The sequence below is a fragment of the Nocardioides aurantiacus genome (assembly GCF_003752505.1).
GTDB lineage: Bacteria > Actinomycetota > Actinomycetes > Propionibacteriales > Nocardioidaceae > Marmoricola > Marmoricola aurantiacus.
In genome coordinates, this window is sequence record NZ_RKHO01000001.1 from 1,239,790 (window position 1) to 1,266,071 (window position 26,282).

The window sequence follows — 26,282 nt, forward strand, 5'->3', positions numbered from 1 at the left end:
GACTAGGGTGGCGGCAATCGTCTCTCGTGAGGGGGGTCACACCCGTGATCGTGCCGTTTTCCGTCTCCGACTTCCTCGACCGTGCGCTGGCGGTCTACGCCGACCGCACCGGCGTCGTCGACGAGCCCGACCAGCCCGCCGAGAGCCTCGGCGAGATCAGCTATGCCCGGATGGGCGAGCTCGCCCGTGCGCAGGCCGCCCGGCTCGACCAGCTCGGCATCGGCGTCGGCGAGCGGGTGGCCTACGTCTCGCACAACAGCGCCCGGCTGCTCACCTCGTTCTTCGGCGTGGCCGGCTACGGCCGGGTGCTGGTGCCGATCAACTTCCGGCTCTCGCCCGACGAGGTCTCCTACATCGTGGAGCACTCCGGCGCGCGGGTGCTCTACGTCGACCCCGAGCTGGTCGACTCGCTGGCCGGGGTGGAGTGCGAGCACACCTTCGTGATCGGCGACGACGAGGCGATGTACGCCGAGGGCGTCGACCCCGAGCCGTGGGAGCACGACGAGGACGCCACCGCGACCATCAACTACACCTCGGGCACGACCGCACGGCCCAAGGGCGTGCAGATCACGCACCGCAACATCTGGACCAACGCCGTCACCTTCGGCCTGCACGCCGGGGTCAGCGACCGCGACGTCTACCTCCACACGCTGCCGATGTTCCACGCCAACGGCTGGGGCTGGCCGTTCGTGGCCACCGGTGCCGGGGCCCGTCACGTCGTGATCCGCAAGATCGACGGTGCCGAGATCCTGCGCCGGGTGGAGCGCCACGGCGTCACCGTGATGTGCGCGGCCCCCGCGGTGGTCGCCGCCGTGCTCGACGCGGCCGAGTCGTGGGAGGGCGAGATCCCCGGGCGCGACACGGTGCGCATCATCGTCGCGGGCGCCCCGCCGCCCACCCGCACCGTGGCGCGGGTCGAGGAGGAGCTGGGCTGGGAGTTCATCCAGATCTACGGCCTCACCGAGACCTCGCCGCTGCTGACGGTCAACCGCACCCGCGAGGAGTGGGACGACCTGTCGGCCGAGGAGCGCGCGGCCAGGCTGGTGCGCGCCGGCCAGCCCGCGCTGGGGTGCACGCTCGCGACCTCGGAGTCGGGCGAGGTGCTGGCCCGCTCCAACGTGGTGCTCGAGGGCTACTGGGAGCAGCCGGAGGAGAGCGCCGCCGCGCTGGCCGACGGCTGGTTCCACACCGGTGACGGCGGCGTCATCGGCGACGACGGCTACCTCACCATCCAGGACCGCAAGAAGGACGTCATCATCACCGGCGGCGAGAACGTCTCCTCGATCGAGGTCGAGGACGCGCTGTTCTCCCACCCCGACGTCGCCGAGGTCGCGGTGATCGGCGTGCCCGACGAGAAGTGGGGCGAGACGATCAAGGCCCTCGTGGTGCGCACCGAGGGCTCCGAGGTCACCGAGCAGGAGCTCATCGACCACGTCAAGAAGCGCGTCGCGCGCTACAAGGCGCCGTCGTCGATCGAGTTCCGCGACGTCCTCGCCCGCACCGCCACCGGCAAGCTCCAGAAGTTCAAGCTGCGCCAGCCCTACTGGGAGGGCCGGGAGCGACAGGTGAACTAGACGCCCGTGGCCACCTACCCACGCATCGAGGTCTCCGTCGACGTCGTGGCCCTCACCGCGGTCGAGCAGGTCCCGCACGTGCTGCTCGTACGCCGCGGCCGGCCGCCCTTCGAGGGTCGCTGGGCGCTGCCCGGGGGCTTCCTCGAGGTCGACGAGGACCTCGCACCCGCGGCCGCCCGCGAGCTGCACGTCGAGACCGGCATCGCGCTGCACCCCGACGAGCTCCGCCAGGTCGGGACCTACGGCGACCCGCACCGCGACCCCCGTCGCCGCATCGTCAGCATCGCCCACCTCGCCGAGGTCGCGACCTTCGTCCACCCCGAGCCCGGCGACGGTGCCGTGCACGCCGCGTGGGTGCCGGTCGCCGAGATGCTGGGCGACGAGGCCGAGCCGATGGCCTTCGACCACGCCGAGATCCTGCGCGACGGCGTGCTCACCAGCCGCTGGTCCCACCTCGCCCGCGAGACGGCCTCGCCCGAGACCGCCGAGGACGCGTGGCGGGCTCCCGAGTCCTGGGGCGAGCGCGGGTAGCCTCCGGCGCATGCCGACCCTGGGTGAGCTCACCGCGCTGCTGGACCGTTGGTACCCGCCGCACCACGCCGACTCCTGGGACGCGGTCGGCCTGGTCTGCGGTGACCCCGCCGAGGACGTACGACGCATCCTGCTGGCCGTCGACCCCGTGCTGGCCGTGGCCGACGAGGCGGTCGCGGTCGGCGCCCAGCTCGTGGTCACCCACCACCCGCTGCTCCTGAAGGGCGTCCACGGCGTCGCGGCCACCGACCCCAAGGGTGCCGTCGTCCACCGCCTGGTGCGGGCCGGGTGCGGGCTGCTCGCCGCGCACACCAACGCCGACAGCCCGGCCCTGGGCGTCTCGGAGTCCCTGGCCCTGGCGCTCGGGCTGGTCGACGTACGCCCGCTCGAGGCCGATGCCGCACCGCCGCTGGACAAGCTCGTGGTCTTCGCGCCTGTCGCCGACGCCGAGCGGCTGCGCTCGGCGCTGGCGGCGGCGGGCGCGGGACGGATCGGCGACTACGAGGCGGCCAGCTTCACCTCGGTGGGCGAGGGTCGGTTCCGGCCGGCCGGCGGCGCCTCGCCGACCATCGGCGCGGTGGGGCGCGACGAGGTGGTCGAGGAGGTGCGGATCGAGGTGGTGCTGCCCCGCTCGGCCCGGGAGCCGGTGGTGGCCGCGATGCTGGCCGCCCACCCCTACGAGGAGCCGGCGTACGACGTGGTCGCGATGGCGCCGCTGGACGAGCCCGACCGGGGCTCCGGACGGGTGGGCCGGCTGCCCGGGCCGGTGTCCCTGCGCGAGTTCGCCGCGCTGGTCGCGCAGGTGCTCCCGGAGACCGCCCACGGGGTCCGGGTGGCCGGTGACCCCGACCAGCGGGTGGAGCACGTCGGGCTGTGCGGCGGCGCGGGGGACTTCCTGCTCGACCGGGCGCGGGCCGAGGGCGTCGACGTCTACCTGACCTCCGACCTGCGCCACCACCCCACCTCGGAGCTGCGCGAGCACGCGGCCCACGGCACCGGCGCGCCCGCCCTGGTCGACGTCGCCCACTGGGCGGCCGAGAGCACGTGGCTGCCGGTGCTCCGGCGGCGGCTGCTCGACGCGCTGGGCGATACGGTGGAGGTCCACCTCAGCTCGGTCCGCACCGACCCGTGGACGTTCCGGGCCTGAGGCCCACGACCCCGTAGGAGACCCACCGGTGAAGGCCGACCCGTCCGTCCAGCTCCACCTCCTCGACGTGCAGGAGCTCGACTCCCGGGCCGACACGTTGCGGCACCGCCTCGGCTCCATCCCCGAGGCCCGGCAGCTCCAGGAGCTGGCCGTGCGCCGCAAGGAGGTCGACGACGCGGCCCGCGACCTGCGCATCGAGGTCGCCGACCTGACCGCGGAGCAGAAGCGCGCCGACGCCGACGTCGAGCAGGTCAAGGCCCGCCGCACGCGCGACCAGGGCATGGTCGACGGCGGCGGCATCAGCGACCCCAAGGCCCTGGAGCGGATGCTGGGCGAGCTGCAGTCGCTGGAGCGCCGGATCACCTCGCTCGAGGACACCGAGATCGAGGTCATGGAGCGGTTGGAGACGGCCGAGAACGCCCTTGCCGAGCGCGAGGCCGAGCTGGCCGAGATCGACGCCCGCGCCGCCGAGCTGCGGGAGACGATGGAGTCCTCGGCGGGCTCGCTGCAGCACGACCTCGAGCAGGTCGAGGCCGAGCGGTACGCCGTGGCGCTGGACGTCCCCGACGACCTGCGTGCCCTCTACGAGAAGCTGCGCGCCAACAAGGGCGGCACGGGCGCGGCCGCGCTGCGGCGCCGCGAGTGCGGGGGCTGCCGGCTCACCCTCAACGCCTCCGACCTCGCGATCATCGCGCGCAAGCCGGCGGACGAGGTCGTGCGGTGCGAGGAGTGCGACCGGATCCTGGTGCGGACCGAGGAGTCCGGCCTGTGAGCAGTGGGTCCACCCCGGCCCCGAGTCGTGGCTGGGGTCCGCCCGCGGAGCCGACGACCCTGGTGCTGGTCCGTCACGGCGTCACCGACCACACCCTCGGCAAGCGGTTCTCCGGCGGCCTGGCCAGCGCGAACCCACCGCTCAACGAGGAGGGTCGCGCCCAGGCGCTGGCCACCGGGGAGTGGCTGGCCCCCCTGGCCCACGACTTCGACGTGGTCGTCAGCTCGCCGGTGCGGCGTACGCGTGAGACGGCCGAGATCGTCGCCGAGCAGCTGCGCCTGGAGATCGAGGTCGAGCACGGCATCGCCGAGATGGAGTTCGGCTCCTGGGACGGGCTCTCCTTCGCCGAGGTCCAGGAACGCTTCCCCGACGACCTGAGCGCCTGGCTCGGCGACCTCGACGCGGCGCCCCACGGCGGGGAGTCGATGCGCACGGTGCAGCAGCGGGTCCTCGAGGGCCGCGACCGGATCCTGGAGAAGTACGCCGGCCGCACGGTCGTCGCGGTCAGCCACGTCACGCCGATCAAGGTGATCGTCGCCGAGGCCATGGGTGCCTCGCTGGAGGGCGTCTACCGCATGGAGCTCGGCCCCGCCTCGGTCACCGTCGTGTCCTACGCCACCACCCCCGACGGCGAGGTCCGTCCCTACCTCCGGCTCTTCAACGGGCGGCCCACGCACGTCTTCGGCTGAGGTCGGTCGGGGCTGCCGAGGCCCTTCAGACCTCCCGCACCACCACGTCGAGCCGGGTGCCGGTGGCCGCGGGCGGGTCGAGCTCGACGTGCCAGCCCAGGTCGCGGAGCGCCTCAGCGAGGCGGGCGGGGGTGGTGGGGGACGCGCCGGCGGTCAGCAGGGCGGCGACGAGGCGGCCCTTGGTGGCCTTGTTGAAGTGGCTGACGACGCTGCGGCGTCCGTCCTGCTCGTGCAGGACCCGGACGGTGGCGACGCGCGGCGCGAGGTCGGGGGTGGGGCGCCAGAACGCGGCGTACGTGCTGGAGCGCAGGTCGACGACGAGACCGCGGCCGGCGGCCTGGAGGACCGCGTCGCCCAGGACCGGACGCCAGAGCGAGGCCACGGGACCCAGCGAGGGCAGCCGGACGCCGCCCGCGAGCCGGTAGGACGGCAACCGGTCGCCGGGGCGGACGAGCCCGAACAGCGACGAGGTGACCGCCACCTGGCGGGTGGCGCGGCGGCGGGCGGCGGCGTCGAGGCCGGCGAGGTCGAGGTGGTCGTAGAGGACGCCGGTGTAGAGCGCGTCGGCGCGGGTGGTGGGGGCGGCGCGGAGATCGGCGTTGCGGCGTACGTCGTCGAGCTGGGTGGGCCCCAGGCCGAGGACCTCGCCGGCCCGCACGGGGTCGTCGGCACACAGGCCGACCAGGGCGTCGAGGACGCGTTCGCGGGTCGGGGTCAGGCCGGGGAAGGAGAGCGCGTCGAGGTCGAGGGGCCTGCCGCGCCGCGGCACCGACTTGCCCTCCGAGGGCGGGAGCAGGATCAGCACCGCGCCAGGGTAGGGGGCGCCTCGTGGCAGCGCGTACGGTGCCCGAGCAAGGTCGTGGACGTCGTCGAGGAGGGGAGCGCCCCATGGGCACTCGGGTGCTGCGGGTCGAACGGGTCGACGGGGTCGAGGACGAGGAGCTGCGACGCGGTCTGGAGGCGATCCGGGTCGAGCAGGAGCTCCCGGACGGGTTCTCCGCGGACGTGCAGCGCGCCGCCGAGGCGGCGGCGAGGGCCCCGCGGCTGCCGGACCTCGACCGCACCGACCTCGAGCTGGTCACCATCGACCCGCCGGGTGCGCGCGACCTCGACCAGGCGATGCACCTCGAGCGCGACGGCGACGGCTACGTCGTGCACTACGCCATCGCCGACGTGATGGCCTTCCTCACCCCCGGCGACCCTGTCGACCTGGAGGCACGCCGCCGCGGCGAGTCGCTCTACGGCGCCGACACCAAGGTGCCGCTGCACCCGCCCGTGCTCAGCGAGGGGGCCGCGTCGCTGCTGCCCGACCAGGTGACGCCGGCGTTCGTGTGGACCCTCGCGCTCGACGCCGCCGGTGCGGTCACCTCCGCCGAGGTCGTGCGCGCGCGGGTGCGCTCGCGCGCCCAGCTCGACTACGCCGCCGTGCAGCAGCAGCTCGAGGGGGCCGACCCCGGGAGCACCCCCGGCCTGCTCCGCACGGTGGGGGAGCTGCGCCTGGCCCAGGAGGCGGCGCGCGGCGGCATCTCGCTGCCGATGCCCTCGCAGGAGCTCGAGCGACGCGAGGACGGCTGGCACCTGGAGTTCCGCCAGATGCTGCCGGTGGAGAGCTGGAACGCGCAGGTCTCGCTGATGACCGGGTTCGCGGCCGCCGAGATGATGATCGGGGCCCGGGTCGGGGTGCTGCGGACGCTGCCCCCGGCGCCGGAGGAGGCCGTGCGCCGGCTGCGTCGTACGGCGCGGGCGCTGGGCGTCGACTGGCCCGCCGACCTGCCCCACCCCGACCTGATCCGCACCCTCGACCCCGCCCGTCCCGACCACGCGGCGCTCGTGGTGGCCGCCACCTCGCTGCTCCGCGGTGCGGGGTACGCCGTGATGGACGGCGCTCTGCCGGAGCAGACCGAGCACGCGGCGCTGGCCTCGCCGTACGCCCACGTGACCGCTCCGCTGCGACGGCTCGTCGACCGCTTCGGCCTCGAGGTGTGCGCTGCACTGACCGCCGGGACGGCCGTGCCCGACTGGGTGCGCGAGGCGCTGCCGCAGCTGCCGGAGCTGATGGCCGACTCGGGGCGTCGCGCGGGCGCCTACGAGCGGTCGGTGCTCGACCTGGTGGAGGCGCTGGCGCTGGAGGGCCGGGTCGGGGCGGAGTTCGCCGGCGTCGTGCTGGAGGCCGAGAAGGACGGCCGCAAGGGCACGGTGATGCTGCGCGACCCCGCCGTCGAGGCCCCGCTGCGCGCCGCCGAGGGCAGCACGCTGCCGGTGGGCGAGGAGGTCACTGCGACGCTGACCGAGGCCGACCCCGTGACGCGGCGGGTGCGCTTCAGCTGCTGAGCGCGCCCCGGTGTGCCGGGAGCGTGATGGTGAAGCTGCTGCCGGCGCCCAGCGCCGAGCGCACCGCGACCTCGCCGCCGTGACGGTGCACGATGCGCTGCACGATGGCCAGGCCCAGGCCGGTGCCGGGCTGGGCCACCGCCTCGGGGTTGGTGGAGCGGAAGAACTCCGAGAACAGCTGCTCCTGGTCGGCCTCGGAGATGCCGATGCCCTCGTCGTGGACGGCGAGCACGACCTGGTCGTCCCGCTCGCCTGGAGCCAGGACGACCCGGATGCCGCGGCCGTCGGGGGTGTACTTCACGGCGTTGCTGACGACGTTGAGCACCACCTTGTCGAGCTCGTCGGCCTCGCCCCGGGCGTGGACCGGCTCGCTCGGGAGGTCGAGGTCGATGCGCAGCTGCTTGGCCTGCGCGGAGAGCGCGGTCATCGCGAGCGCGTCGTGCACCAGCTCGACCAGGTCGACGGGCGTCGGGGCGAGCGGCTTGGCGGTCTCGCCGACCTTGCGGAGCAGCAGCAGGTCCTCGATGACGCGACTCATCCGGCGCGAGGCACGCGAGATGGCGTCGAGGGAGAGCCGGGCCTCGGGCGCGATCGGCAGCGTCTCGGACTCGAGCATCTCCAGGTGACCCCACACCGTGGTCAGCGGGCTCTTCAGCTCGTGGGAGACGGTGGCGATCAGCTGGCTCTTGTAGGTGTCGAGCGCCTGCAGCTCGGTGACCAGCTCGTGCTCGTGCTCGAAGGTGCGGGCGTTGAGCGCGGCCCGGCCGAGGTCGTGGCCGATGTCGAGCAGGGCCGAGGTCTCGACGTCGCTCCAGGGGCGGGTCGGGTCGCTGCGCATCAGCACGATGCTGCCCAGGCACTCGGGTCCGGCGCCGAGCGGCACGAAGACCAGCGAGGCCATGCCCATGCCGCGGAGCAGCTCCACGACGTGGTCGAAGTGCTGCCTCGACATGGGTCCCGGGACGGCGTACGTCTCGCCGACCGTCATCACCTCCTGCTGGTGCCAGCAGAAGTGCGCCGCCTGCTCGGCGAACTCGACGATCGCCTCGGGCAGCGAGTCGCGCAGCTCCTCGGGCAGGAACTCCGCGCCGGAGCGGCCCTCGGCGGTGACGGTCTTGATCCACACCTGCTGGGCCGAGAAGCCGTCGAGCAGGGTACGGCGGCTCTCGTCGAGCAGCCCGTCCAGGCTCAGCTGCGCGCTGGTGGTGCGCACGATCTCCTTGACCGTGTCGGCCATGGCGACCTGCTCCAGGAACGACTCGCGCTCCACGGCCGAGAGCACCGCCCGGCTGGCCAGCCCGGCGAAGCGCTCCAGGACGCGGCGACGCTCGGCGTCCGGGCGGCGGCCGTCGATCGGCTCGTCGATGGCGAGGGTGCCGCGGAGCTCGCCCTGCGCGTCGTACAGGGGGGCGACCAGCATGTCGAGCGGGTGCCACGCGTCGGGGTCGTCGCTGACCTCGACGTCGGGCACGACCCAGCCGCCGGTCAGGTGGTCGCTGCGCTCGTGGGGGACGAACTGCAGCCGGCCCCAGTCGTCGGCGAGCAGCAGCTCGTCGAGCATCGCCTTGGCCGGGATCCGGGTGCCGATCTCCTCCGGCATGCCGGTGTCGATGACCAGCTCGAGGTCGTCACCGCGCCGGATCCGGATCGCGGCGACGGCGAACCCGGCGACCGCGACGACGCCGTCGGCGATCAGCTGCAGGTTCTCCAGCAGGGTGTCGGGGACCCGCAGATCGATCGACCGTGCCCCGAGGTGCGTTCGTGCGTCCGTGCCAGCCATCGGTTCCCCCTCCCTGCACCAGGGTAGGCGGCGGTGGACATCTTGTTGAACATTTGCCCATAAACATTATCAAAACGGTCTGGGCGTCCCGGGTTCCGCAGCGGGGGTCCGTCGTGGCCTATCCTGTCGAGGCGGACGGGCTGGCCGGGCGACCGCGTCGTGCCGGGAGACCGGACACGTCGAGGAAGGTCCGGGCTCCACAGGACGAGGTGGTGGGTAACGCCCACCCGGGGCAACCCGCGGGACAGTGCCACAGAGAGCAGACCGCCACCGCCGGCTCGCCGGCGGGGGCAAGGGTGAAACGGTGGTGCAAGAGACCACCAGCGCGGCGGGTGACCGTCGCGGCTCGGTAAACCCCACCTGGAGCAAGACCGAACAGCGAGTGCTCGAGGGCGGTCCGCCCGAGCTCGCGGGTAGGTCGCTGGAGGCGGTCGGCAACGGCCGCCCGAGATGGATGGTCGCCAACCGTGGGCGTCGCGAGGCCCCACGGCGAACAGAACCCGGCCTACGAGCCAGCCCGTCCGCACCCCGGGTCCTGCGCCGACCTAGCCGACCTGGATCTCCAGCGGGTCACCGCGGCGCAGCGTCTCCACGGCCTCCTGGGCCCAGGCGCGGTCGAACTCCAGCCCGGGGATGGTGTTCAGGGCCAGGTGCAGCGTGGTCACGGCCGTCTCGAGGTCCTCGCCGGCGGTGTGCGCGACCACGTCGTCGACGGTGGTCTTCACCCGGGTGCCGATGTGGTCGAGGAACGACTTCATGCCGTCCTCGCTGGGGTCGAACTGGGTCATGTCGCCTCCTGGTGCTCTGGACGGAGAGGCTAGCCAGCCCGGGTGCGGGTGGTCCCGACGGACGCGACCACCGGTCGGGTGTGGGCTGCCTCACGTCGGCGTGAGGGTGAGGGCGCTCGGCCCGTCTGACGGGGGAAGCGCCGCGGGACACGGCCCGGGCGCCCGGACGACAGGAGCCCGTCGTGACCCGACGCCACCCCACCCGACCTCTCGCCACGCCCCGCCTCTCCCGACGACTCGCGGCCGAGGCGTTCGGCACCTTCGTCCTCGTCCTCGGGGGCTGCGGCGCGGCCGTGCTCGCCGGCGACGCGATCGGCAACGCGGGCATCGCGGCAGCGTTCGGGCTCAGCGTGCTCACGGCCGCCTTCGCGGTGGGCCACGTCTCCGGTGGCCACTTCAACCCGGCCGTGTCGCTCGGTGCCGCGGTCGCGGGCAGGCTGCCGTGGCGCAGCGTCCCGGCGTACGTCGTGACGCAGGTGGTGGCCGCGATCGCCGCCGCCGGCGTCCTGCTCGTCGTCGCCACCGGGCGGCCCGGCTTCGACCTGGCCGAGGGGTTCGCCACCAACGGGTTCGGCGACGCCTCCCCGGCGGGCTACGCCTGGTGGGCCGCCGCGCTGGCCGAGGTGGTCCTGACCGCGCTGTTCGTCTGGACGATCCTCGGTGTCACCGACGCCCGGGCACCGCAGGCCTTCACGCCCCTGGCGATCGGCCTCAGCCTCACCCTGATCCACCTGGTGTCGATCCCCGTCGACAACACCTCGGTCAACCCGGCGCGGTCGATCGGGCCGGCGCTGGTGGCCGGGGGCACGGCGGGGGAGCAGCTGTGGCTGTTCGTGCTGGCGCCGATGGTCGGGGCCGTGCTGGCCGGGCTGACCTACGCCCCGGTCTTCGGGCGGCAGCCGAGCGAGGAGCCGACGGCCGCGGCCGCCACCACCTGACGTGCCGGACCCCGGCCCACCCGTGTCGAGCACGGGTCGGGCCGGGGTCCGGAGCGGGTGCTACTTCTTCTTCTTCTTGTCCTTGGTCTTCTTCGACGTCGTGGACTTCTTGCTGCTCTTGCTTCCCTTCGCGCCCTTCGCGGTCTTCGCGTCCTTGCTCGAGGCGGCGTCCGCCTTCTTCTTCGACGAGCGTGCGATCCGGCGCGGGTCGATGGCCGAGGCGACCGAGCCGGCGGTGTCGGCGGCCTTGGCGGCGGCCTTGCGGGCCCGGGTGGTCTCCTTCTCCAGCAGCGAGAGGGTCTTGGTGATCTGACCGGTCAGCTCCTTGGTGACCCGCTCGGCGGTCTCCCGGGCGATGTGCTCGATGGCCGCGGGGGTGAGCTCGAAACGGCCCGAGGGGTCCGCGGAGTCCGAGGTGGCAGGGGCGGCAGGCGCCTGGCCCACCGCGGACTTCTTGGCCAGCGCCTTCTGGGCGTCGACCTGGCGGCCCCCGGCGGTCGTCGAGCTCGCGGCCGAGGAGGTGCCGGCGGACTTCGTGGCCGGGGCCTTCTTCGCGGCGGACTTCGTGGCCGTGGTCTTGGCCGTGGTCTTGGCCGGGGCCTTCTTCGCGGTCGACTTCGTGGCGGGCGAGGAGGTGGACGTCTTCTTGGCGGGGGCCTTCTTCGCGGCCGTCGACGACTTCGTGGCCGTGGACTTCTTCGCGGCGGGTGTCTTCTTGGCGGCGGTCTTGGTGGTCGTGCTCTTCTTCGCCGGGGTCGACTTCGCAGGGGTCGACTTCGCCGGGGTCGACTTCGCTGGGGTGGAGCCGCCGGACGTCGTGCGACCGCTGGCGTGCCCGGACTCCGACTCGCGGGACGTCGCCGGAGCGCTCGCCGCCTTCGCCGCGTCGGCGGTGCTGGGCGCCGCGGTGCCGGACGTCGCGGTGCCGCCGGAGGTGGACGAGCTCTCGGGGGTGCTGCTGCTGTCGCTGGCGTCGGTCACGGTGAGGGTCCTCCCGTAGGGCGCGGCTCGGACGCCACGCGCTGTCGCTTCAGCATGCCCCATGCGCGGCGGCAGCGCAGGGGTCCTGACCTGCGACCACGCACGACGGTGGTGCGGGCGAGGCGACGCAGCTGTGGGTCAGCCCCGCGGACGACGGCTCGTGGTGGGACTCGGGAGAGGGTGGCAGGTGCCACGGTCTCCCGAGTCCTCCGGGGGAGCCCGGTTCCTCGAGCGACGGTCGCGTGCGACCGTTCCGACCACGAGGCGCCCGTCGGAGGCCACCTGTCCCGCCCGGGGGTCAGACCAGCCGGGTGACCTGGACGTCGACGAACATCCGCGAGGTGCCGGAGCCGGAGAAGATGCCGGACAGCGGCTTGACGTCGCCGTAGTCGCGGCCGGCTGCGGTCACCACGTGGCGGTCGCCGGGCTCGGCGGCGTTGGTCGGGTCGAAGCCGCGCCAGCCGTCGTCCCACCACTCGACCCAGGCGTGCGACTCGCCCTTGGCGGTCACGCCGACCTCGGGGTCGACCTTGGGGTGGAGGTAGCCCGAGACGTAGCGGGCGGGGATGCCGACCGCGCGCAGCGCGCCGATGGCGATGTGGGCCATGTCCTGGCAGACGCCGGTGCGGCGCTCCCACGAGGAGGCGGCGACGGCGTCGACGGTGGTGGAGCCGGAGACGTACTTGACCTCGTCGTGGACGAGCATGCAGAGGTCGCGGGCGGCCTCGCTCGGGCTGGCCGTGCGGCGTACGACGTCCTGGGCGGTCGCCACCAGGTCGGCCGAGGGGGCGACCCGGTCGGGCAGCGTGAGGTAGTCGGTGTGGGCGTCGACCAGTCGCGGCTCGCGCAGCTGCTCCCACGACAGCACCGGGTCGCCCGCGGGAGTCCGGTCGGTCTGCACGGTGGCGGCGGCCGTGACGGTCAGCGACGTGTGGGGGTCGAGGACCTCGAAGGCGGTCACCTGGGAGCCCCAGTAGTCGCGGTAGGTGTAGGTCCACGGCGTCGGCGAGACCTCGACGCGCGAGTGCACGACGATCTGGCCGGGCAGGGTCACCGGGGTCAGGCGGGCCTCGTTGAAGGAGGTGTTGGCCTTGCCGTCGTACTCGAAGCCGGTGGTGTGGACGATGCGCAGCTGCAGGCTCATCGGTCTCCCTCTCCGCAGGTGGGGGCGTACGTCGGGACGGGGGTGCTGCTCATGCCCGCACCCCGTGCCACTCGGTCGCCTCCGCGCCGGCGAAGTAGCGCCGGGTGATCGCGTCGGTCGCCAGCGCGCAGGTGCGCTGGAGGCGCTCCATCTCGCTGGGCAGCTCGGCGACGAAGTCGGACAGCGAGCGGTACTCCAGCTCGGCGCGGGTGCGTCCGAGCAGCCGCTGCGCCTCGTTCTGCACGCCCACGCGGGTGCCGGCGGACTCCAGGCTCTCCAGCGCCCGCTCGGCCTGGGTGAGGCCGAAGACCACCGAGCGGGGGAACAGCCGGTCGAGCAGCAGGAACTCCGCTGCCCCGCGCTCGGTCTCCAGGCCCTTGTAGGTGCGCAGGAACGCCTCGTAGGCACCGCAGGCACGCAGCGAGGTGCCCCACGCCGAGCCCGAGGTGAGCGCCGCCGTGGCGACGAGCCGCGAGGTCATGTCGGCGCGCTCGATCGAGCGGCCCAGGACGAGGAACTGGTAGCCCTCGTCGCGGGTCATCGTGGCCTCACCGATGCCGTTGATCTGGGCGGCGCGGTCGCGGACCCAGCGGAAGGCGACGGGCGGGCGCATCGAGCGGAAGTGGCCCGACGGGATGGCGCGGTAGGTGGTGTTCATCGCCTCCCACATCGAGGTCGACAGCGTCTCGCGCGCCCGTCGGGCGCTCTCGCGGGCCGCGGCCAGGGTGGCGGCGATCGAGGCGCTCGAGGAGGTGTCGTAGGCCAGGACGCGCAGCACCTCGGCGGTGTCGATCGCGGTGGCGGTGTCCTCGGGGTCGACCTCCACCCCCATGATCGAGAGCAGGCTGCGGCAGGTGGTCTCCTCGTCGACGCCCGGGTCCTCGAGGATCAGCTGGGTCTGCACGTCGAGGATGCGGGCGGTGTCCTCGGCCCGCTCGACGTAGCGGCCGATCCAGAACAGTGACTCCGCGATCCGGCTCAGCACGGCTGCTCCTCGATGGTCTCGACCTGTTGCTGCTGCTGGTCCTGCTGGCTGGAGAACGACTCCAGGGCCGGGCCGACGTCCTGCGGGGTGGCGTGGGGGAGCGTCCGCTCGGGCTCGACCCGGATCACCGGGCGGCTCTTGCCGGCCAGCACCCAGGTGTCCTTGGAGCCGCCGCCGCGCGAGGAGTTCACGATCAGCTCGCCCTCGCCGAGGGCGACGCGGGTCAGGCCGCCCGGGAGCACCCACACCCGGTGGCCGTCGTTGACGGCGAAGGGGCGCAGGTCGACGTGGCGGGGACGCATCACGCCGTTGACGTACGTCGGGACGGTGCTCAGCTGGATCACGGGCTGCGCGATCCACGACCGGGGGTCGGCCAGCACCTTCTCCCGCAGCTCGTCGAGCTCGGCGCGGGTGGCGTGGGGGCCGATCACGATGCCCTTGCCGCCCGAGCCGTCGACGGGCTTGAGGACCAGCTCGTCGAGGCGGTCCATGACCTCCTCGCGGTGGTCGGCGTCGCCGAGCCGCCAGGTGTCGACGTTGTTGAGGACCGGCTCCTCGCCGAGGTAGTAGCGCACGAGGTCGGGCAGGTAGGTGTAGACGAGCTTGTCGTCGGCGACGCCGTTGCCGACGGCGTTGGCGATGGTGACGTTGCCGGCCCGGGCGGCGTTGAGCAGCCCCGAGCAGCCGAGCAGCGAGGTGCTGCGGAAGTGCACCGGGTCGAGGAACTCGTCGTCGACGCGGCGGTAGATCACGTGGACCGGCTCCAGGCCCTGGGTGGTGCGCATCATCACGCGGCCGCGGCGGCACTCCAGGTCGCGGCCCTCGACCAGCTCCACGCCCATGGTGCGGGCCAGCAGGGCGTGCTCGAAGTAGGCGCCGTTGAAGACGCCGGGCGTGAGGACCACGACGTTGGGGTCGGTGACACCGGCCGGGGCGGCGGCGCGCAGCGCGGTGAGCAGCTTCTGCGGGTAGCCCGCCACGGGGCGGATCCGGTGCTCGGCGAAGACCTCGGGCAGCGCGGCCGCGATGGCGCGGCGGTTGGTCATCACGTACGAGACGCCGGAGGGCACCCGGACGTTGTCCTCGAGGACGCGGAACTCGCCGTCGTCGTCGCGGATCAGGTCGATGCCGCTGACGTGGACGCGCACGCCGTTGGGCGGCTCGATCCCGGCGGCGGCACGGTGGAAGTGGGAGGAGGTGGTGATGACGCGGCGGGGGATCACCCCGTCGTTGAGCACCTCGCCCGCGTCGTAGACGTCGGCGAGGAACTTCTCGAGCGTGGCCACGCGCTGCTGGACGCCGGCCTCGACCTTGGCCCACTGGTCCATCTCGATCACGCGCGGCAGCACGTCGAGCGGGAAGGCGCGTTCCTCACCGCCGATGTCGAAGGTGACGCCCTGGTCGAGGTAGCTCGACTGCAGCGCCTCCACCCGGGTCTGCAGCTCGGCGGGTCCCATCTCCTGCAGGGACGGCTGGAGCTGGCGGTAGGGGGTGCGCAGGTCGGAGGCGTCGTACATCTCGTCGTACGCCGCCCCCATCCCGCTGGCGTAGTCCTCGAACATCCCGGTCACGGGGGCGACCCTAGCGGCGACGTGTGTCGGCCGTGTGGCGCGTCCGTGCTCGCAGGCTCACGGCTCGGTGAGGATCTCCGCGCCCGTCTCGGTGACCAGCAGGGTGTGCTCGAACTGGGCCGAGGGGCGCCGGTCGCGGGTGACCACGGTCCAGCCGTCGTCCCACATCTCCCACTCGTGGGTGCCCAGGTTGAGCATCGGCTCGATCGTGAAGGTCATGCCGGGGCGGATCAGGTCGTCGTAGTAGGAGTCGTCGAAGTGGGGGACCACCAGTCCACTGTGGAAGTGGGTGCCGATGCCGTGGCCGGTGAACTCGCGGACCACGCCGTAGCCGTGGCGCCTGGCGTAGGACTCGATGACCCGGCCGACGACGTTGATCTGACGACCCGGTCGCACGGCCCTGATCGCCCGGGCGAGCGCCTCGCGGGTGTGCTCGACCAACGTGCGCACCTCCGCGCTCACCCCCGGGGTGAGGAAGGTGGCGTTGGTGTCGCCGTGGACGCCGTCGAGGTAGGCCGTGACGTCGATGTTGACGATGTCGCCGTCCTGCACCTCGTAGCTGTCGGGGATGCCGTGGCAGATGACCTCGTTGACGCTCGAGCACAGCGACTTGGGGAAGCCCTTGTAGCCGAGCGTGGAGGGGTAGGCGCCGTGGTCGCAGAGGAACTCGTGACCGATGCGGTCGAGCTCGTCGGTGGTGACACCGGGGGCCACGTGGGACCCGACGAGCTCGCGTGCCTGCGCGGCCAGGCGGGAGGCTGCCCGCATCCGCTCAATGGTCTCGGCGTCCTTCACCTCGTTGCCGGTGAACGGTCGCGGCTCGGGCCGGTCGACGTACTCCGGGCGGGCGATGGAGTCCGGGACGGGCCGGCGCGGCGAGACCCGTCCGGGGGCTATGGCAGTCACGGCGACGAGTGTAGTTTCGCTGCGCATGAGCCAGTTCTGGTACTGCCTGAAGCACCACGCCGTCGAGGGGCCGGACGGCTGCAAGGCCAAGGACCGCCTCGGTCCCTACGACTCCGAGGCCGAGGCCTCGCGGGCGCTGGACAAGGTCGAGGAGCGCAACGAGGCCTGGGAGGGCTCCGACGAGGACACCGCCGAGGGCGACGCCCGCGCCTGAGGCCCGGTGAGCTCCCGCGCCCGGCTCAGCCGGTGAAGGTGCCGGCCACCGCGCCGGGTGCGGTGCGACCGTCCACGTGCTGGCTGTCGCCGGTGCCGTAGGTCCACCGGAAGCCGTGCGCCCGCCAGATCTTCACCACGGGGTGCGACGCCGAGCGCCAGGCGACCCGGGGGTGGCTGCGCGTGGACCACCACGTGTTCGGCACCCAGCCGGTCGCGGAGCGGTAGGGGTTCTCCCAGGTGTTGAGGTCGATGGCACGACCACGGGCGTGGGGCGACATCACGCCCGGCTTGTTGACCACCCAGCGGCAGTTGAAGGCCGAGGTGTTGTCGGCGCGCATCGAGGCGTGGTCGTCGGCGCCGCGCACGCGGGAGCTCCAGCCGAACCGGTCGACGCGGTACATCCGACGGACGGGCAGCTTCTGGGCGTACATGTCCTTCAGGGCCGCTGCGGCGCGACCGGTGACCGCGGTGGCGAGCACCATCTCGCCGCGGTAGCGGTAGCCGTCGAAGCCCCAGTAGTTGATGCGCAGCAGCCGCAGTCCCGACCGGCCGACCGGGCAGCCGCGGTGCCAGCTGCGACCGACCATGTTGTTCCAGACCGCGTCGGGCAGGCGGGTGATCACGGCGTTCGCCCCCGCACCGCTCGCGCGGGACTGGGCGGCGAGCGGCGCGGGCCGGGGTGCCGCGCTCGGGAGTGCCACGGGCGTGCCGGCGGGGCGGTTGTCGACGGCGTGGACCGACGAGGCCGCCGAGCGCCACCAGGACCCGGCGCTGCCCGAGGCGCGGAACGAGGCGTCGGACCGCGGGGTGATGCTCGCCGACCACCGCCCCGTGGAGCTGGTGCGCAGCGTGCGGTAGGCCGCCCAGCTGCCGTCGGCCCCCCGGCGCTCCAGCACGACGGTCCTCCCGGCGATCGCGGAGCCGTCGGAGGCCAGCCAGCGCCCGGCCAGCGTGAGCGACCGCTCGTCGACGACCGACCCCGGACCGTCGAGCGTCAGCGTGGTCGACAGGACCCGGCCCGTCGCGGTGGCGGTGGTGGAGGTGGAGCCGGCGTACGTCGCGTCGCCCCTCCAGACCACGCGCCACGTGGTGTCGCCGGCCGGCAGCGTGAGGGGCACGGACGCGGTGCCGTCGCTCCCGGTGGTGGCCGTGGCGACCGTCGACCAGGTCGACGTCAGGCGCTGGAGAGCGAGGGCGCGACCGGGGACCCCGGCCTGGGAACCGTCGCGCAGCGTGACCGCGAACCGGGCGGTCAGGCCGGCCTTGCCGGTCGGTGCGGCCAGGCTCGCGGTGGTCGCCGTCGGGGCGGCCGCCAGCGCGGGGGAGACGCCGAGGCCGAGCGCGCCGACGAGCACGCCGACGAGGAGGAGCAGGGCACGGGTGGGACGGGGGTGGTGCACGGCAGCCTCCGAGCGCGGCGGGTGGAGCGGGGTGGTGCGCGTGTGACGCGTGAGCACACGGTAGATCAGGAACTGCCGCTGCGTAGGGTATCGCCGTGGTCAGGCAGCAGCCGCCCCCGTGGGGCTTCGTCGGTATGGGGGCGATGGCCTGCCTGTTGTTCCTCGACCTCGGCACCGCCAACGTCGCGCCGTGGTGGGTCACGGTGCTCTTCGTGCTGCTGTGGCTGGTGCTGTTCGCGGTCGCGCTGCGGTGGTTCGAGCCGCACCCGCGTCGGGTGCTGTGGTTGCCGGCGATCGGGTTCGCGCTGTGGCTGCCGACCATCGTGCTCGGCACCCGCCAGCTCGGCTGGGGCGGCTAGGTCCGGGCTCCCCGCCTCAGGAGGGCGAGACCCGCAGCACCCTGTCGTTGCTGCCGTTGGCCGTGGTGACCAGCAGGTCCCCGCCCGGGAGGGGCGTCACCGAGCGCAGCCGGCCGTAGCTCCTCAGGACCGACGGGGTCGTGGTGCGGACGAGCCTGCCGCTGCTGTCGAAGGTCATGAAGATCATCCGCTGGCCCTTGAGCGCGGCGACGGCGAGGGTGCCGTCGTAGGACCCCCAGCGCGACCCCGAGACCCATGCGGCGCCGGAGGTGGCCACGGTCGGCGAACCGGAACGCCATCGGGCGGCTCGCTGGGCACCGGGGAGCCGGTGGTCGGTCATGGGCTTGCTCTCGTCGTAACCCGGGGTCGGCTGCCAGCCGTGGTCGCCCCGCTCCACCAGGCGGTTGACCTCGTCGTCCCGGGTCGTGCCGTGCTCGACCGACCACAGCGAGTCGTCGCGCCGCTGGGCGAGGCCCTGCACGTTGCGGTGGCCGTAGGAGTAGACGTAGCGCGCCGTGCGGGAGCTGCTGGTGATGAACGGGTTGTCGCGCCACGGCTTGCCCGTCAGGCGGTCCAGCCGCAGGACCTTGCCACCCAGGCTGGTGCGGTCGCGGGGGTTCTTGCCGATCGCGGCGTCACCGGTGCCGACGAGGAGGGTCCCGCCGCGGGTGACCAGCAGGCGGCAGCCGCCGTGACGACCCGAGGTGGCCGGGATGCCGGTGAGGAGCGCGCCGGAGGAGGTCGCTGCGAGGCCGTCGGCCGACAGCGTCCAGGCCATCACCCGCACGTCGTGGCCGCCGCCGCTGCGGAAGCCGCCCTGGCAGGTGTAGAACCGGCGGTTGGAGCTGAACGCGGGGTCGACCTCGAGGCCCATCAGACCGGTCTCGCCGGCGGCCCACACCGTGCTGGAGGCGTAGCTCACGGGCCGCGCCCTGCCGCCCTCGACCAGGAGCAGCCGCTTGGTGGCCCGCTCGGTGACCAGCACCGGGCCGTCGGGCAGGGGGTGGGCGTCCCACGGCAGCGCCAGGCCCGACGCGACCGTGGTCACCGTCAGGGTCGGAGCGGCAGCCGTGGCCGGCGCGGTCGCGCCCAGTCGTGGCGGCAGCAGGGAGGCGGTGAGGGCGGCAGCCACCAGCAGGGCCACGAGGAGCGGTCGGCGCATGCGACGACGGTAGTGCGCGGCACCGACAGCCGCGACGGGCTCAGGCCATGAATCCCAGGGACGCGGGCGTGACGCCGGGGAAGACGGTCGGCAGCGAGCGGTCGGGGAACCGGCGGGCGAGCACCTCGCCGAGGACCTGGCGGTAGTCGGTGGTGACCTTGAGGTCGCCCTCGGCGAGCTCGGCGGCACCGAGCCCGGGCCAGCGGCCGTAGTACGTCCCGCCCCTCACCCCGGCGCCGGCGACGAGCATCATGTTGCCCCAGCCGTGGTCGAAGCCCTGGCTGCCGTTCTCCTGCACCCGGCGGCCGAACTCCGAGATCGTCACGACGGTGACGCGGCTGCGCAGCGGGCCGAGGTCGGTCAGGAACGCGGCGAGCGACCGGGCCAGGCCGTCGATGCTCGACTGCATGCTGCCCCAGGCGGTGGTGCCGTAGCCGGTGTGGTAGTCCCAGGCCCCGGCGTCGATGGCGATCACGTCGGTGCCCAGGTCGGCTCGGATCAGCTTGGCGGCGCTCTTCAGCGGCTTGGCGAAGGGGTCGGCGTTCCAGGCCGTGGGGTAGGCGGTGGTGCTGTCCGCCGTGCCGGCGATGGTGGACCCAGCCGTCCTGGACACGGTCACGGCGTCGGCCGCGCTGCGGGCGAGGGGACCGGTCGCGCCGGACCACGCCGCAGCGAGGCTGTCGTAGCGGCGGGCGGGGGCGCTGGCGTCGAGCCCCGGCAGGGCGAGGCGGGCGAGGTCGCTGGTCGCCATCACCGAGCGCTCGCCGGACAGCGCCGTGGTCGGGTAGCTCAGCCCGAGCTGGACGGCGTCCAGGATCCCGCCGGTGGCCGAGCTGGGCCCCATGCCGATCATCCGGTTGACCCAGCCCGATCGTGCCGCCGAGCCCGGTGCGGCGTCCTCGATCTCCTCGATGGCCGAGAAGTGCGAGCGGTTGGGGGCGGGCAGCCCGACGGCCTGGATCGCCGCGAGCTCGCCCGTGGCCCAGAACGGCTGCAGGGGCGCCATCTTGGGGTGGAGGCCGAACATCGCGTCGGCGCAGACGACCTGGTCCTTGGGCACGGCCGTGGTGGGCCGCACCTTGTAGTAGCCCGGGTCGCCGTGGGGGACCACGACGCCCAGGCCGTCGATGCCGCCGCGCAGGGACAGCACGACGAGGACGTTGCCGCCCTTCGTCCCCGCGTAGCTGGTCTGCATCACGGACTCGCCGAACAGCTGCGTGACGGCCATGGCCCCGCCGAGGCCGAGGGCCCCCTGCAGGACGCGGCGGCGGGAGGCGCCGGCGCGGGCGAGCTCGGTGCAGCAGTCGTCGCCGACGGCGGCGTGGTGCGGGGAGTGGGTCATCGGGATGTCCTCGTGCTCGGTCGTGGGGGTGGGGACGCCACTCAGGGCGCCATGTGGTCCGGGGTGTCGAGCAGCGCCGACGCCAGGACCGGCGCCATCCACCGGGCGACGGGGTGGTCCTTGGTGACCGCGGCCGTGGCCGAGACGTTCACCGCGCGTCGGGCGGCCTCGTGCAGGCGCGCGTCGGCGGGCTTGCCGTGCCAGCGCCGGCACAGGTGGTCGACGTAGTCGGTGAAGGTCGTGGACGCCTTGGGCAGCCACGCGTCGTACGCCATGTAGGTGGCCCCCTTGGGCCACCAGCCGCCGGCCTGGCTGCGGTGCATGTCGTAGGAGTTGAAGACCCGCGACGTGGATGACCAGGCCGTGCTGCGCAGGGGCGCACCGTCGGGTCGGGGCCAGGCGAAGAGGCCTGCTCCGCCGTGGTGCCAGTTGGCGTGCTGCGACCACGCGCCCTCGACCGAGGGGGCGGCGGTCACGTCGACCTGGAGCACCCGCGCGGTGGCGACCATGTCGTCGACGGGCGGCCGCACCTTGGCCCCGGTCGAGGCCGCGAACTCCGGGTGGGCCGAGAGCGCCGTCAGCATCGCGGCGACGGAGGTGTCGTGGGAGAGGTAGGCCTGGGCGAGGGTCTCGACGAGACCGGCCGAGGGGGTGTCGGAGACGAGGTACGTCGCCAGCTTGGTGGCGAGGTTGCGGGCCGTCGCGGGGTGGCGGGCCAGGTGGCGCAGGTAGGCCTCGGTCACCGCGCGCCCGTCGCTGGCGGAGTTGGTGTGGGTGAACCCCAGCACGCTGACCGGACCCGTCGTGTGGGCGGCGGTCTTGTAGTAGTCCTCGAAGCTCTCGCCCCAGTCGACGGTGTAGCCCGAGAGGATCTTCGCGGAGTCCTTGACCATCGCCTCGGTGTAACCGGCCTCGCGTCCCACGGTGTGGATCTCGAGCAGCTCGCGGCCCTGGTTCTCGTTGGGCTTGTCGCGGACGTTCTTCCAGTTGTCGAGGTAGAGCCGCATCGCGGGGTGCAGCGCGGTGGCGAGCAGCAGGTCCTCGAAGCGGCCCAGCGCGTGCGTGCGCAGCGTGGCGTCGTAGTCGACGCGGTGGATCCACGCCCGGTCGTGGTTGGCCGGGATGTGCAGCGCGTTGCCCCAGAAGTCGACCATCTTCTCCAGCACGGTCCGCTCGGAGTAGACGCGGCGCAGCATCGACCAGTTGCCCAGCTCGTGGGCGTAGACCCAGCCGCCCTTGACCTGGTCGACCTGCTTGCGCCACCGCTCGGCCGGCGTGTCCTCCAGCAGCGAGGCGAACCAGCCGTCGACGACCGCGACCTTGGGGTGCTCCACGATCCGCGACGGCTCGAGCTGGGCGGCCAGCCACTGCTCGGGGGTGCCCACGGAGCGCAGCTGGGCCAGGGCCCGCTGGGAGAAGCCGGTGCCGAGGCGGTTGAGGAACAGGCGCTCCCGGGCGCTGGCGCTGGCGGTCGCGCTCATCGCCGGCGTCTGCACCAGCGGCACCGGGGCCCCGGGCTCGACGGTGGGCGTCGGGGCGCTGGGCGAGGGGCTCGCGGGGGTGGTGGGCGAGGGGGAGGGGGAGGGGGAGGGGACCGTGCTCGGTGCGGGCGAGGGCTTCGGCGTCGGCGTCGGAGTCGGCTTGGGCGTCGGCTTGGGTGTCGGCTTCGGTGTGGACTTGACGACGACCGGCTTCTTGACGACCTTGCGACGACGCTTGCGGCGTCGCTTGCGGGTGGAGATGAGCGCCATGGCCGATTCCTCGAGTTCCTGCGGGACCGACGACGGCGGGAGCCGTCGTGGTCGCCAGTCTCACCCGGGAAACGGATCTAAGTCTCGAAAACCTCGAAACGCCCTAAATCGGACACGTGTACGGAGGGATCCGTCCTGGCCGTTCGCTCAGAAGGTGTGCTCGGCCGCCGGGAAGGCGCCGCTGCGGACCTCGTCGGCGTAGCTGCGAGCCGCCTCGGAGAGCACGCCGCGGAGGTCGGCGTACTGCTTGACGAAGCGAGCCATCCGGCCGCCCCGCAGGCCGAAGGCGTCCTGCCAGACCAGCACCTGGCCGTCGCAGCCGGCGCCGGCACCGATGCCGATGGTGGGGATGGACAGCTCGGCCGTCACCTGGGCCGCGACGTCGCCGGGCACCATCTCCATCACCACCGCGAACGCGCCGGCGGCCTCCACGGCCCGGGCGTCGGCGAGGACCCGGTCGGCGGTCTCGCCGCGACCTTGGACGCGGTAGCCGCCGAGCGCGTGCTCGCTCTGCGGGGTGAAGCCGATGTGGGCCATCACCGGGACGCCGCCCCGGGCCAGCAGCTCGATCTGCGGAGCCATCTCGACGCCGCCCTCGAGCTTGACGGCGTGGGCGCCGCCCTCCTTCATGAACCGCACCGCGGTGTCGTAGGCCTGCTCCGCCGAGCGCTGGTAGGAGCCGAAGGGGAGATCGCCCACCACCAGCGAGCGCCGCGTCGAGCGCGAGACGGCCCGGGTCAGCGGGAGCAGCTCGTCGACGGTGATCGGGAGCGAGGTCTCGTTGCCGAGCACGTTGTTGGAGGCGCTGTCGCCCACGAGCAGGACCTCGATGCCGGCCTCGTCGAAGACCTCCGCGGTGTACATGTCGTACGCCGTCAGCATCGCGAACCGCTCTCCGCGCTGCTTGAGCTCCCGCAGGTGCTGGGTGCGGACCCGGCGCACGGGCGCGGACCCGCCCGGGGAGGCGGTCGAGGAGCCGGCTGCGGCCCCGGTGCCGTACGGCGGTGCGGTCTCGTCGCTCATGACGATCACGCTAGCCCCCGGGCGACCCCGACGGTCCAGGCCCGGGGAGGTGTTCTGCGACACTGCCGACGTGGACTTCGACTCCGCCTACGCCCACGGCTTCGCCCGCCTCGCCGCCTGCACCGTCCCGGTCGCGCTCGCCGACCCGGCCCGCAACGCCGCCACGGTCGTGGCGCAGGCGCGCGCGTGCCACGACGAGGGCGTGGCCGTGGCGCTGTTCCCCGAGCTGTGCCTGACCGGCTACTCCCACGACGACCTCGTGATGCAGGACCCGCTGCTCGACGCGGTCCACGCGGCGCTCGCCGAGGTGGTGGCCGCGAGCCGCGAGCTGCGCCCGCTGCTGGTGGTCGGCGCGCCGCTGCTCGACGGCAACCGCCTCTACAACTGCGCCGTGGTGGTCCACCGGGGTGAGGTGCTGGGCGTGGTGCCGAAGTCCTACCTCCCGACCTACCGCGAGTTCTACGAGGCGCGCCACTACGCCGCGGGCGCCGACGTCGCGCAGCGCACGATCGTCCTCAACGGCACCGAGGTGCCGTTCGGCACCGACCTGCTGTTCCGCGCCACCGACGTGCCGGGCCTGACCGTCTTCGTCGAGGTCTGCGAGGACCTGTGGGTGCCGGTGCCCCCCAGCGCCCGCGCCGCGCTGGCCGGCGCGACGGTGCTGCTCAACCTCTCGGGGTCCCCGATCACCGTCGCCCGGGCCGAGGACCGGCACCTGCTGGCCCGGTCGGCCAGCGCGCGCTGCCTCGCGGCGTACGCCTATGCCGCGGCCGGCGAGGGGGAGTCGACCACCGACCTGTCGTGGGACGGGCAGACCATGGTCTACGAGTGCGGCGACCTGCTGGGGGAGACCGAGCGGTTCCCCGCCGGCCCGCGCCGCACCGTGGTCGACGTCGACCTCGACCGGCTCCGCCAGGACCGGCTGCGGCAGGGCACCTTCGAGGACAACCGTCGCGGTCTCGGGATCGATCGGGCCGACTGGACCGAGGTCGAGTTCGCCGTCGACCCGCCGGCGGGCGACCTGGGGCTGCTCCGCAAGGTCGACCGGTTCCCGTTCGTCCCCGACGACCCGGCCCGGCTGGCGCAGGACTGCTACGAGGCCTACAACATCCAGGTCTCCGGACTGGAGCAGCGGCTGCGCGCCATCGGGCAGCCGCAGGTCGTCATCGGCGTCTCGGGCGGCCTGGACTCCACCCACGCGCTGATCGTGGCGGCCAAGGCGATGGACCGGCTGGGGCGTCCCCGCAGCGACGTGCTCGCCTTCACCCTCCCCGGCTTCGCCACCGGCGACACCACCAAGGACTTCGCGACCCGGCTGTCCCGGGCCCTCGGGGTGAGCTTCGAGGAGATCGACATCCGGCCGGCGGCCGCCCAGATGCTGGCCGACCTGGGCCACCCCTACGCCGAGGGCGAGGAGGTCTACGACGTCACCTTCGAGAACGTCCAGGCCGGGCTGCGCACCGACTACCTGTTCCGGGCCGCCAACCAGCGGCGCGGGATCGTGCTCGGCACCGGCGACCTCTCGGAGCTGGCGCTGGGCTGGTGCACCTACGGCGTGGGCGACCAGATGTCGCACTACACCGTCAACGCGGGCGTGCCCAAGACGCTGGTGCAGCACCTGATCCGGTGGGTCGCGTCCAGCGAGCAGCTCGGCGAGGCCGGCAGCGAGGTCGACGAGCTGCTGCGGGCGATCGTGGAGCAGGAGATCACCCCTGAGCTGGTGCCGACCCGCGACGGAGAGCAGCCGCAGAGCACCGAGTCCAGCGTCGGGCCCTACGCGCTGCAGGACTTCACCCTCTTCCACGTGCTGCGCCACGGCGCGCGGCCCAGCAAGATCGCCTTCCTGGCCCGCCACGCCTGGCAGGACGCGACGCGGGGCGACTGGCCGCCCAACTTCCCCGACGAGCGCCGCGTCGCCTACGACCTGCCCGAGATCAAGCGCTGGCTCGAGGTGTTCGTGCGCCGCTTCTTCTCCAGCCAGTTCAAGCGCTCGGCGCTGCCCAACGGCCCCAAGGTCGTCGGCGGCGGCACCATGTCGCCGCGCGGCGACTGGCGGATGCCCAGCGACGCCGCCGGCACCGTCTGGCTGGCCGAGCTCGACCGCGTGCCCGACGCGTGAGCGGGTCGCAGCCGACGGCGCGACGGCCGCGGGTCCTCGTCGTCGAGCACGAGGCCGGGGCGCCGGCCGCGCTGCTGGGGGAGTGGCTGGTCGAGGCCGGCGCCGAGCTCGACGTGCGCCGGCCGTACGCCGGTGACGCGCTGCCCGTCGACCTGGCCGGTCACGACGCGCTGCTCGTGCTGGGCGGCTCGATGGGCGCCCACGACGACGCCGACCACGCCTGGCTGGCGCCGACCAAGCAGCTGGTCCGCGAGGCGGCGGGACGGGCCGTGCCGGGGGTCGGCGTGTGCCTGGGCCACCAGCTCGCCGCCGCCGCGCTGGGCGGGCGCTCGGCCCCCAACCCCGCCGGGCAGCAGCTCGGCCTGCTCGACGTCGGCTGGACCGCCGCGGCCGCCGACGACCCGCTGCTCTCCGCGGTGGCGCACGGCCCGGCCCGGGGGCTGCACTTCAACGACGACGTCGTGGTGGGGCAGCCCGACGGCGTCGTGGTGCTGGCCACCGCGCCCGGCGGCGAGCTGCAGGCGGCCCGTCTCGCCCCGACGGTGTGGGGCGTGCAGCTGCACCCCGAGGTCGACGCCGCGATCGTGGCCACCTGGGCCGCCGAGGACCCCGACCGCCACGCCGAGGGCGACGTGGCCCGGCTGCTGGCCGAGCTCGACGCGGCCCGCGGCGAGCTCGACCGCACCTGGCGCCCGCTGGCGGTGCGGCTGGTGCAGCTGGCGCGCGCCGCGGCCCCGTCGGACCGTCCCGCGGACGGGGAGCACTAGGCTCGC

25 protein-coding genes and 1 other RNA gene are annotated in these 26,282 nt (G+C 73.6%); 13 read left to right on the forward strand and 13 right to left on the reverse strand.

Features of this window, described 5'->3' with window-relative positions; genetic code table 11:
- The first annotated feature begins 44 nt into the window (after nt 1–44).
- From EDD33_RS05940 to EDD33_RS05960, 5 genes are all read left to right on the forward strand, one after another.
- A complete protein-coding gene (locus EDD33_RS05940) occupies nt 45–1,574 on the forward strand; it encodes an AMP-binding protein (RefSeq protein WP_123389517.1) in 1,530 nt (509 codons plus the stop codon).
- A 6-nt stretch (nt 1,575–1,580) separates the two neighbouring features.
- A complete protein-coding gene (locus EDD33_RS05945) occupies nt 1,581–2,105 on the forward strand; it encodes an NUDIX domain-containing protein (protein WP_123389518.1) in 525 nt (174 codons plus the stop codon).
- A gap of 10 nt (nt 2,106–2,115) precedes the next feature.
- A complete protein-coding gene (locus EDD33_RS05950) occupies nt 2,116–3,252 on the forward strand; it encodes a Nif3-like dinuclear metal center hexameric protein (protein WP_123389519.1) in 1,137 nt (378 codons plus the stop codon).
- A 28-nt stretch (nt 3,253–3,280) separates the two neighbouring features.
- Entirely contained in the window at nt 3,281–4,024 is a 744-nt protein-coding gene (locus EDD33_RS05955) for a zinc ribbon domain-containing protein (RefSeq protein ID WP_246003385.1), read from the forward strand.
- A 62-nt stretch (nt 4,025–4,086) separates the two neighbouring features.
- A complete protein-coding gene (locus tag EDD33_RS05960; protein ID WP_170169655.1) occupies nt 4,087–4,713 on the forward strand; it encodes a histidine phosphatase family protein in 627 nt (208 codons plus the stop codon).
- A gap of 25 nt (nt 4,714–4,738) precedes the next feature.
- Here EDD33_RS05960 and yaaA read toward each other — a convergent pair whose 3' ends face one another.
- Entirely contained in the window at nt 4,739–5,518 is a 780-nt protein-coding gene (yaaA, locus tag EDD33_RS05965) for a peroxide stress protein YaaA (RefSeq protein WP_123389520.1), read from the reverse strand.
- An 83-nt stretch (nt 5,519–5,601) separates the two neighbouring features.
- Here yaaA and EDD33_RS05970 point away from each other — a divergent pair, with 83 nt between their 5' ends.
- A complete protein-coding gene (locus EDD33_RS05970; protein ID WP_123389521.1) occupies nt 5,602–7,044 on the forward strand; it encodes an RNB domain-containing ribonuclease in 1,443 nt (480 codons plus the stop codon).
- Here EDD33_RS05970 and EDD33_RS05975 read toward each other — a convergent pair.
- Nucleotides 7,034–8,824 carry a GAF domain-containing sensor histidine kinase gene (locus EDD33_RS05975; protein WP_123389522.1) on the reverse strand — a complete coding sequence of 597 codons (1,791 nt, stop codon included), beginning with the start codon at nt 8,822–8,824 and terminating at the stop codon, nt 7,034–7,036. The two genes, EDD33_RS05970 and EDD33_RS05975, sit on opposite strands and share 11 nt — an antisense overlap.
- Before the next feature lie 136 nt (nt 8,825–8,960).
- Here EDD33_RS05975 and rnpB point away from each other — a divergent pair.
- An RNA gene (gene rnpB, locus EDD33_RS05980) (RNase P RNA component class A) lies at nt 8,961–9,348 on the forward strand.
- A 21-nt stretch (nt 9,349–9,369) separates the two neighbouring features.
- On the opposite strand, the gene EDD33_RS05985 is transcribed toward rnpB, so the two are convergent.
- Nucleotides 9,370–9,612 carry a hypothetical protein gene (locus EDD33_RS05985; RefSeq protein WP_123389523.1) on the reverse strand — a complete coding sequence of 81 codons (243 nt, stop codon included), beginning with the start codon at nt 9,610–9,612 and terminating at the stop codon, nt 9,370–9,372.
- Nucleotides 9,613–9,794: 182 nt separating this feature from the next.
- On the opposite strand from EDD33_RS05985, the gene aqpZ reads away from it, so the two are divergent.
- Complete coding sequence (aqpZ, locus tag EDD33_RS05990) at nt 9,795–10,550, forward strand: aquaporin Z (protein ID WP_123389524.1); 756 nt, start codon at nt 9,795–9,797, stop codon at nt 10,548–10,550.
- A 60-nt stretch (nt 10,551–10,610) separates the two neighbouring features.
- Here aqpZ and EDD33_RS05995 read toward each other — a convergent pair whose 3' ends face one another.
- A complete protein-coding gene (locus tag EDD33_RS05995) occupies nt 10,611–10,994 on the reverse strand; it encodes a hypothetical protein (RefSeq protein ID WP_123389525.1) in 384 nt (127 codons plus the stop codon).
- 10 nt (nt 10,995–11,004) lie between these two features.
- On the opposite strand from EDD33_RS05995, the gene EDD33_RS06000 reads away from it, so the two are divergent.
- The gene (locus tag EDD33_RS06000) at nt 11,005–11,550 is read left to right on the forward strand and encodes a hypothetical protein (RefSeq protein WP_148076946.1); all 546 of its coding nucleotides are present in this window, start codon (nt 11,005–11,007) and stop codon (nt 11,548–11,550) included.
- A 279-nt stretch (nt 11,551–11,829) separates the two neighbouring features.
- Here EDD33_RS06000 and EDD33_RS06005 read toward each other — a convergent pair whose 3' ends face one another.
- The 4 genes from EDD33_RS06005 to map form a co-directional block, all read right to left on the reverse strand.
- Complete coding sequence (locus tag EDD33_RS06005) at nt 11,830–12,675, reverse strand: transglutaminase family protein (protein ID WP_123389527.1); 846 nt, start codon at nt 12,673–12,675, stop codon at nt 11,830–11,832.
- Nucleotides 12,676–12,724: 49 nt separating this feature from the next.
- The gene (locus tag EDD33_RS06010) at nt 12,725–13,660 is read right to left on the reverse strand and encodes an alpha-E domain-containing protein (RefSeq protein WP_123389528.1); all 936 of its coding nucleotides are present in this window, start codon (nt 13,658–13,660) and stop codon (nt 12,725–12,727) included.
- Nucleotides 13,654–15,222 (reverse strand): circularly permuted type 2 ATP-grasp protein, encoded by a 1,569-nt coding sequence (locus EDD33_RS06015; protein WP_123393085.1) that lies wholly within the window; start codon nt 15,220–15,222, stop codon nt 13,654–13,656. The genes EDD33_RS06010 and EDD33_RS06015 overlap by 7 nt, the downstream gene beginning before the upstream one ends.
- 66 nt (nt 15,223–15,288) lie before the next feature.
- Nucleotides 15,289–16,137, reverse strand: coding sequence for a type I methionyl aminopeptidase (gene map, locus EDD33_RS06020; RefSeq protein ID WP_425463838.1), 849 nt, complete (start codon nt 16,135–16,137; stop codon nt 15,289–15,291).
- A 25-nt stretch (nt 16,138–16,162) separates the two neighbouring features.
- On the opposite strand from map, the gene EDD33_RS06025 reads away from it, so the two are divergent.
- On the forward strand, nt 16,163–16,351 hold the full coding sequence (locus EDD33_RS06025) for a hypothetical protein (protein WP_123389530.1): 189 nt from the start codon (nt 16,163–16,165) through the stop codon (nt 16,349–16,351).
- Nucleotides 16,352–16,376: 25 nt separating this feature from the next.
- Here EDD33_RS06025 and EDD33_RS06030 read toward each other — a convergent pair whose 3' ends face one another.
- Nucleotides 16,377–17,753 (reverse strand): M15 family metallopeptidase, encoded by a 1,377-nt coding sequence (locus tag EDD33_RS06030; protein ID WP_148076947.1) that lies wholly within the window; start codon nt 17,751–17,753, stop codon nt 16,377–16,379.
- A gap of 95 nt (nt 17,754–17,848) precedes the next feature.
- On the opposite strand from EDD33_RS06030, the gene EDD33_RS06035 reads away from it, so the two are divergent.
- The gene (locus tag EDD33_RS06035; protein WP_148076948.1) at nt 17,849–18,112 is read left to right on the forward strand and encodes a hypothetical protein; all 264 of its coding nucleotides are present in this window, start codon (nt 17,849–17,851) and stop codon (nt 18,110–18,112) included.
- 16 nt (nt 18,113–18,128) lie between these two features.
- On the opposite strand, the gene EDD33_RS06040 is transcribed toward EDD33_RS06035, so the two are convergent.
- From EDD33_RS06040 to panB, 4 genes are all read right to left on the reverse strand, one after another.
- A complete protein-coding gene (locus tag EDD33_RS06040; RefSeq protein WP_123389533.1) occupies nt 18,129–19,274 on the reverse strand; it encodes a PQQ-dependent sugar dehydrogenase in 1,146 nt (381 codons plus the stop codon).
- A 40-nt stretch (nt 19,275–19,314) separates the two neighbouring features.
- Nucleotides 19,315–20,616: a DUF1501 domain-containing protein gene (locus EDD33_RS06045; protein WP_123389534.1), complete on the reverse strand. Its 1,302-nt coding sequence runs from the start codon at nt 20,614–20,616 to the stop codon at nt 19,315–19,317.
- 41 nt (nt 20,617–20,657) lie between these two features.
- Nucleotides 20,658–22,367 carry a DUF1800 domain-containing protein gene (locus EDD33_RS06050; protein ID WP_123389535.1) on the reverse strand — a complete coding sequence of 570 codons (1,710 nt, stop codon included), beginning with the start codon at nt 22,365–22,367 and terminating at the stop codon, nt 20,658–20,660.
- A gap of 147 nt (nt 22,368–22,514) precedes the next feature.
- The gene (gene panB / locus EDD33_RS06055; protein WP_123389536.1) at nt 22,515–23,390 is read right to left on the reverse strand and encodes a 3-methyl-2-oxobutanoate hydroxymethyltransferase; all 876 of its coding nucleotides are present in this window, start codon (nt 23,388–23,390) and stop codon (nt 22,515–22,517) included.
- A 70-nt stretch (nt 23,391–23,460) separates the two neighbouring features.
- Between panB and EDD33_RS06060 the strand changes: the two genes are divergently transcribed.
- Nucleotides 23,461–25,509: an NAD(+) synthase gene (locus EDD33_RS06060; protein ID WP_123393087.1), complete on the forward strand. Its 2,049-nt coding sequence runs from the start codon at nt 23,461–23,463 to the stop codon at nt 25,507–25,509.
- On the forward strand, nt 25,506–26,276 hold the full coding sequence (locus EDD33_RS06065; protein ID WP_170169713.1) for a type 1 glutamine amidotransferase: 771 nt from the start codon (nt 25,506–25,508) through the stop codon (nt 26,274–26,276). Before EDD33_RS06060 ends, EDD33_RS06065 begins: the two co-directional genes overlap by 4 nt.
- Nucleotides 26,277–26,282 lie beyond the last annotated feature (6 nt).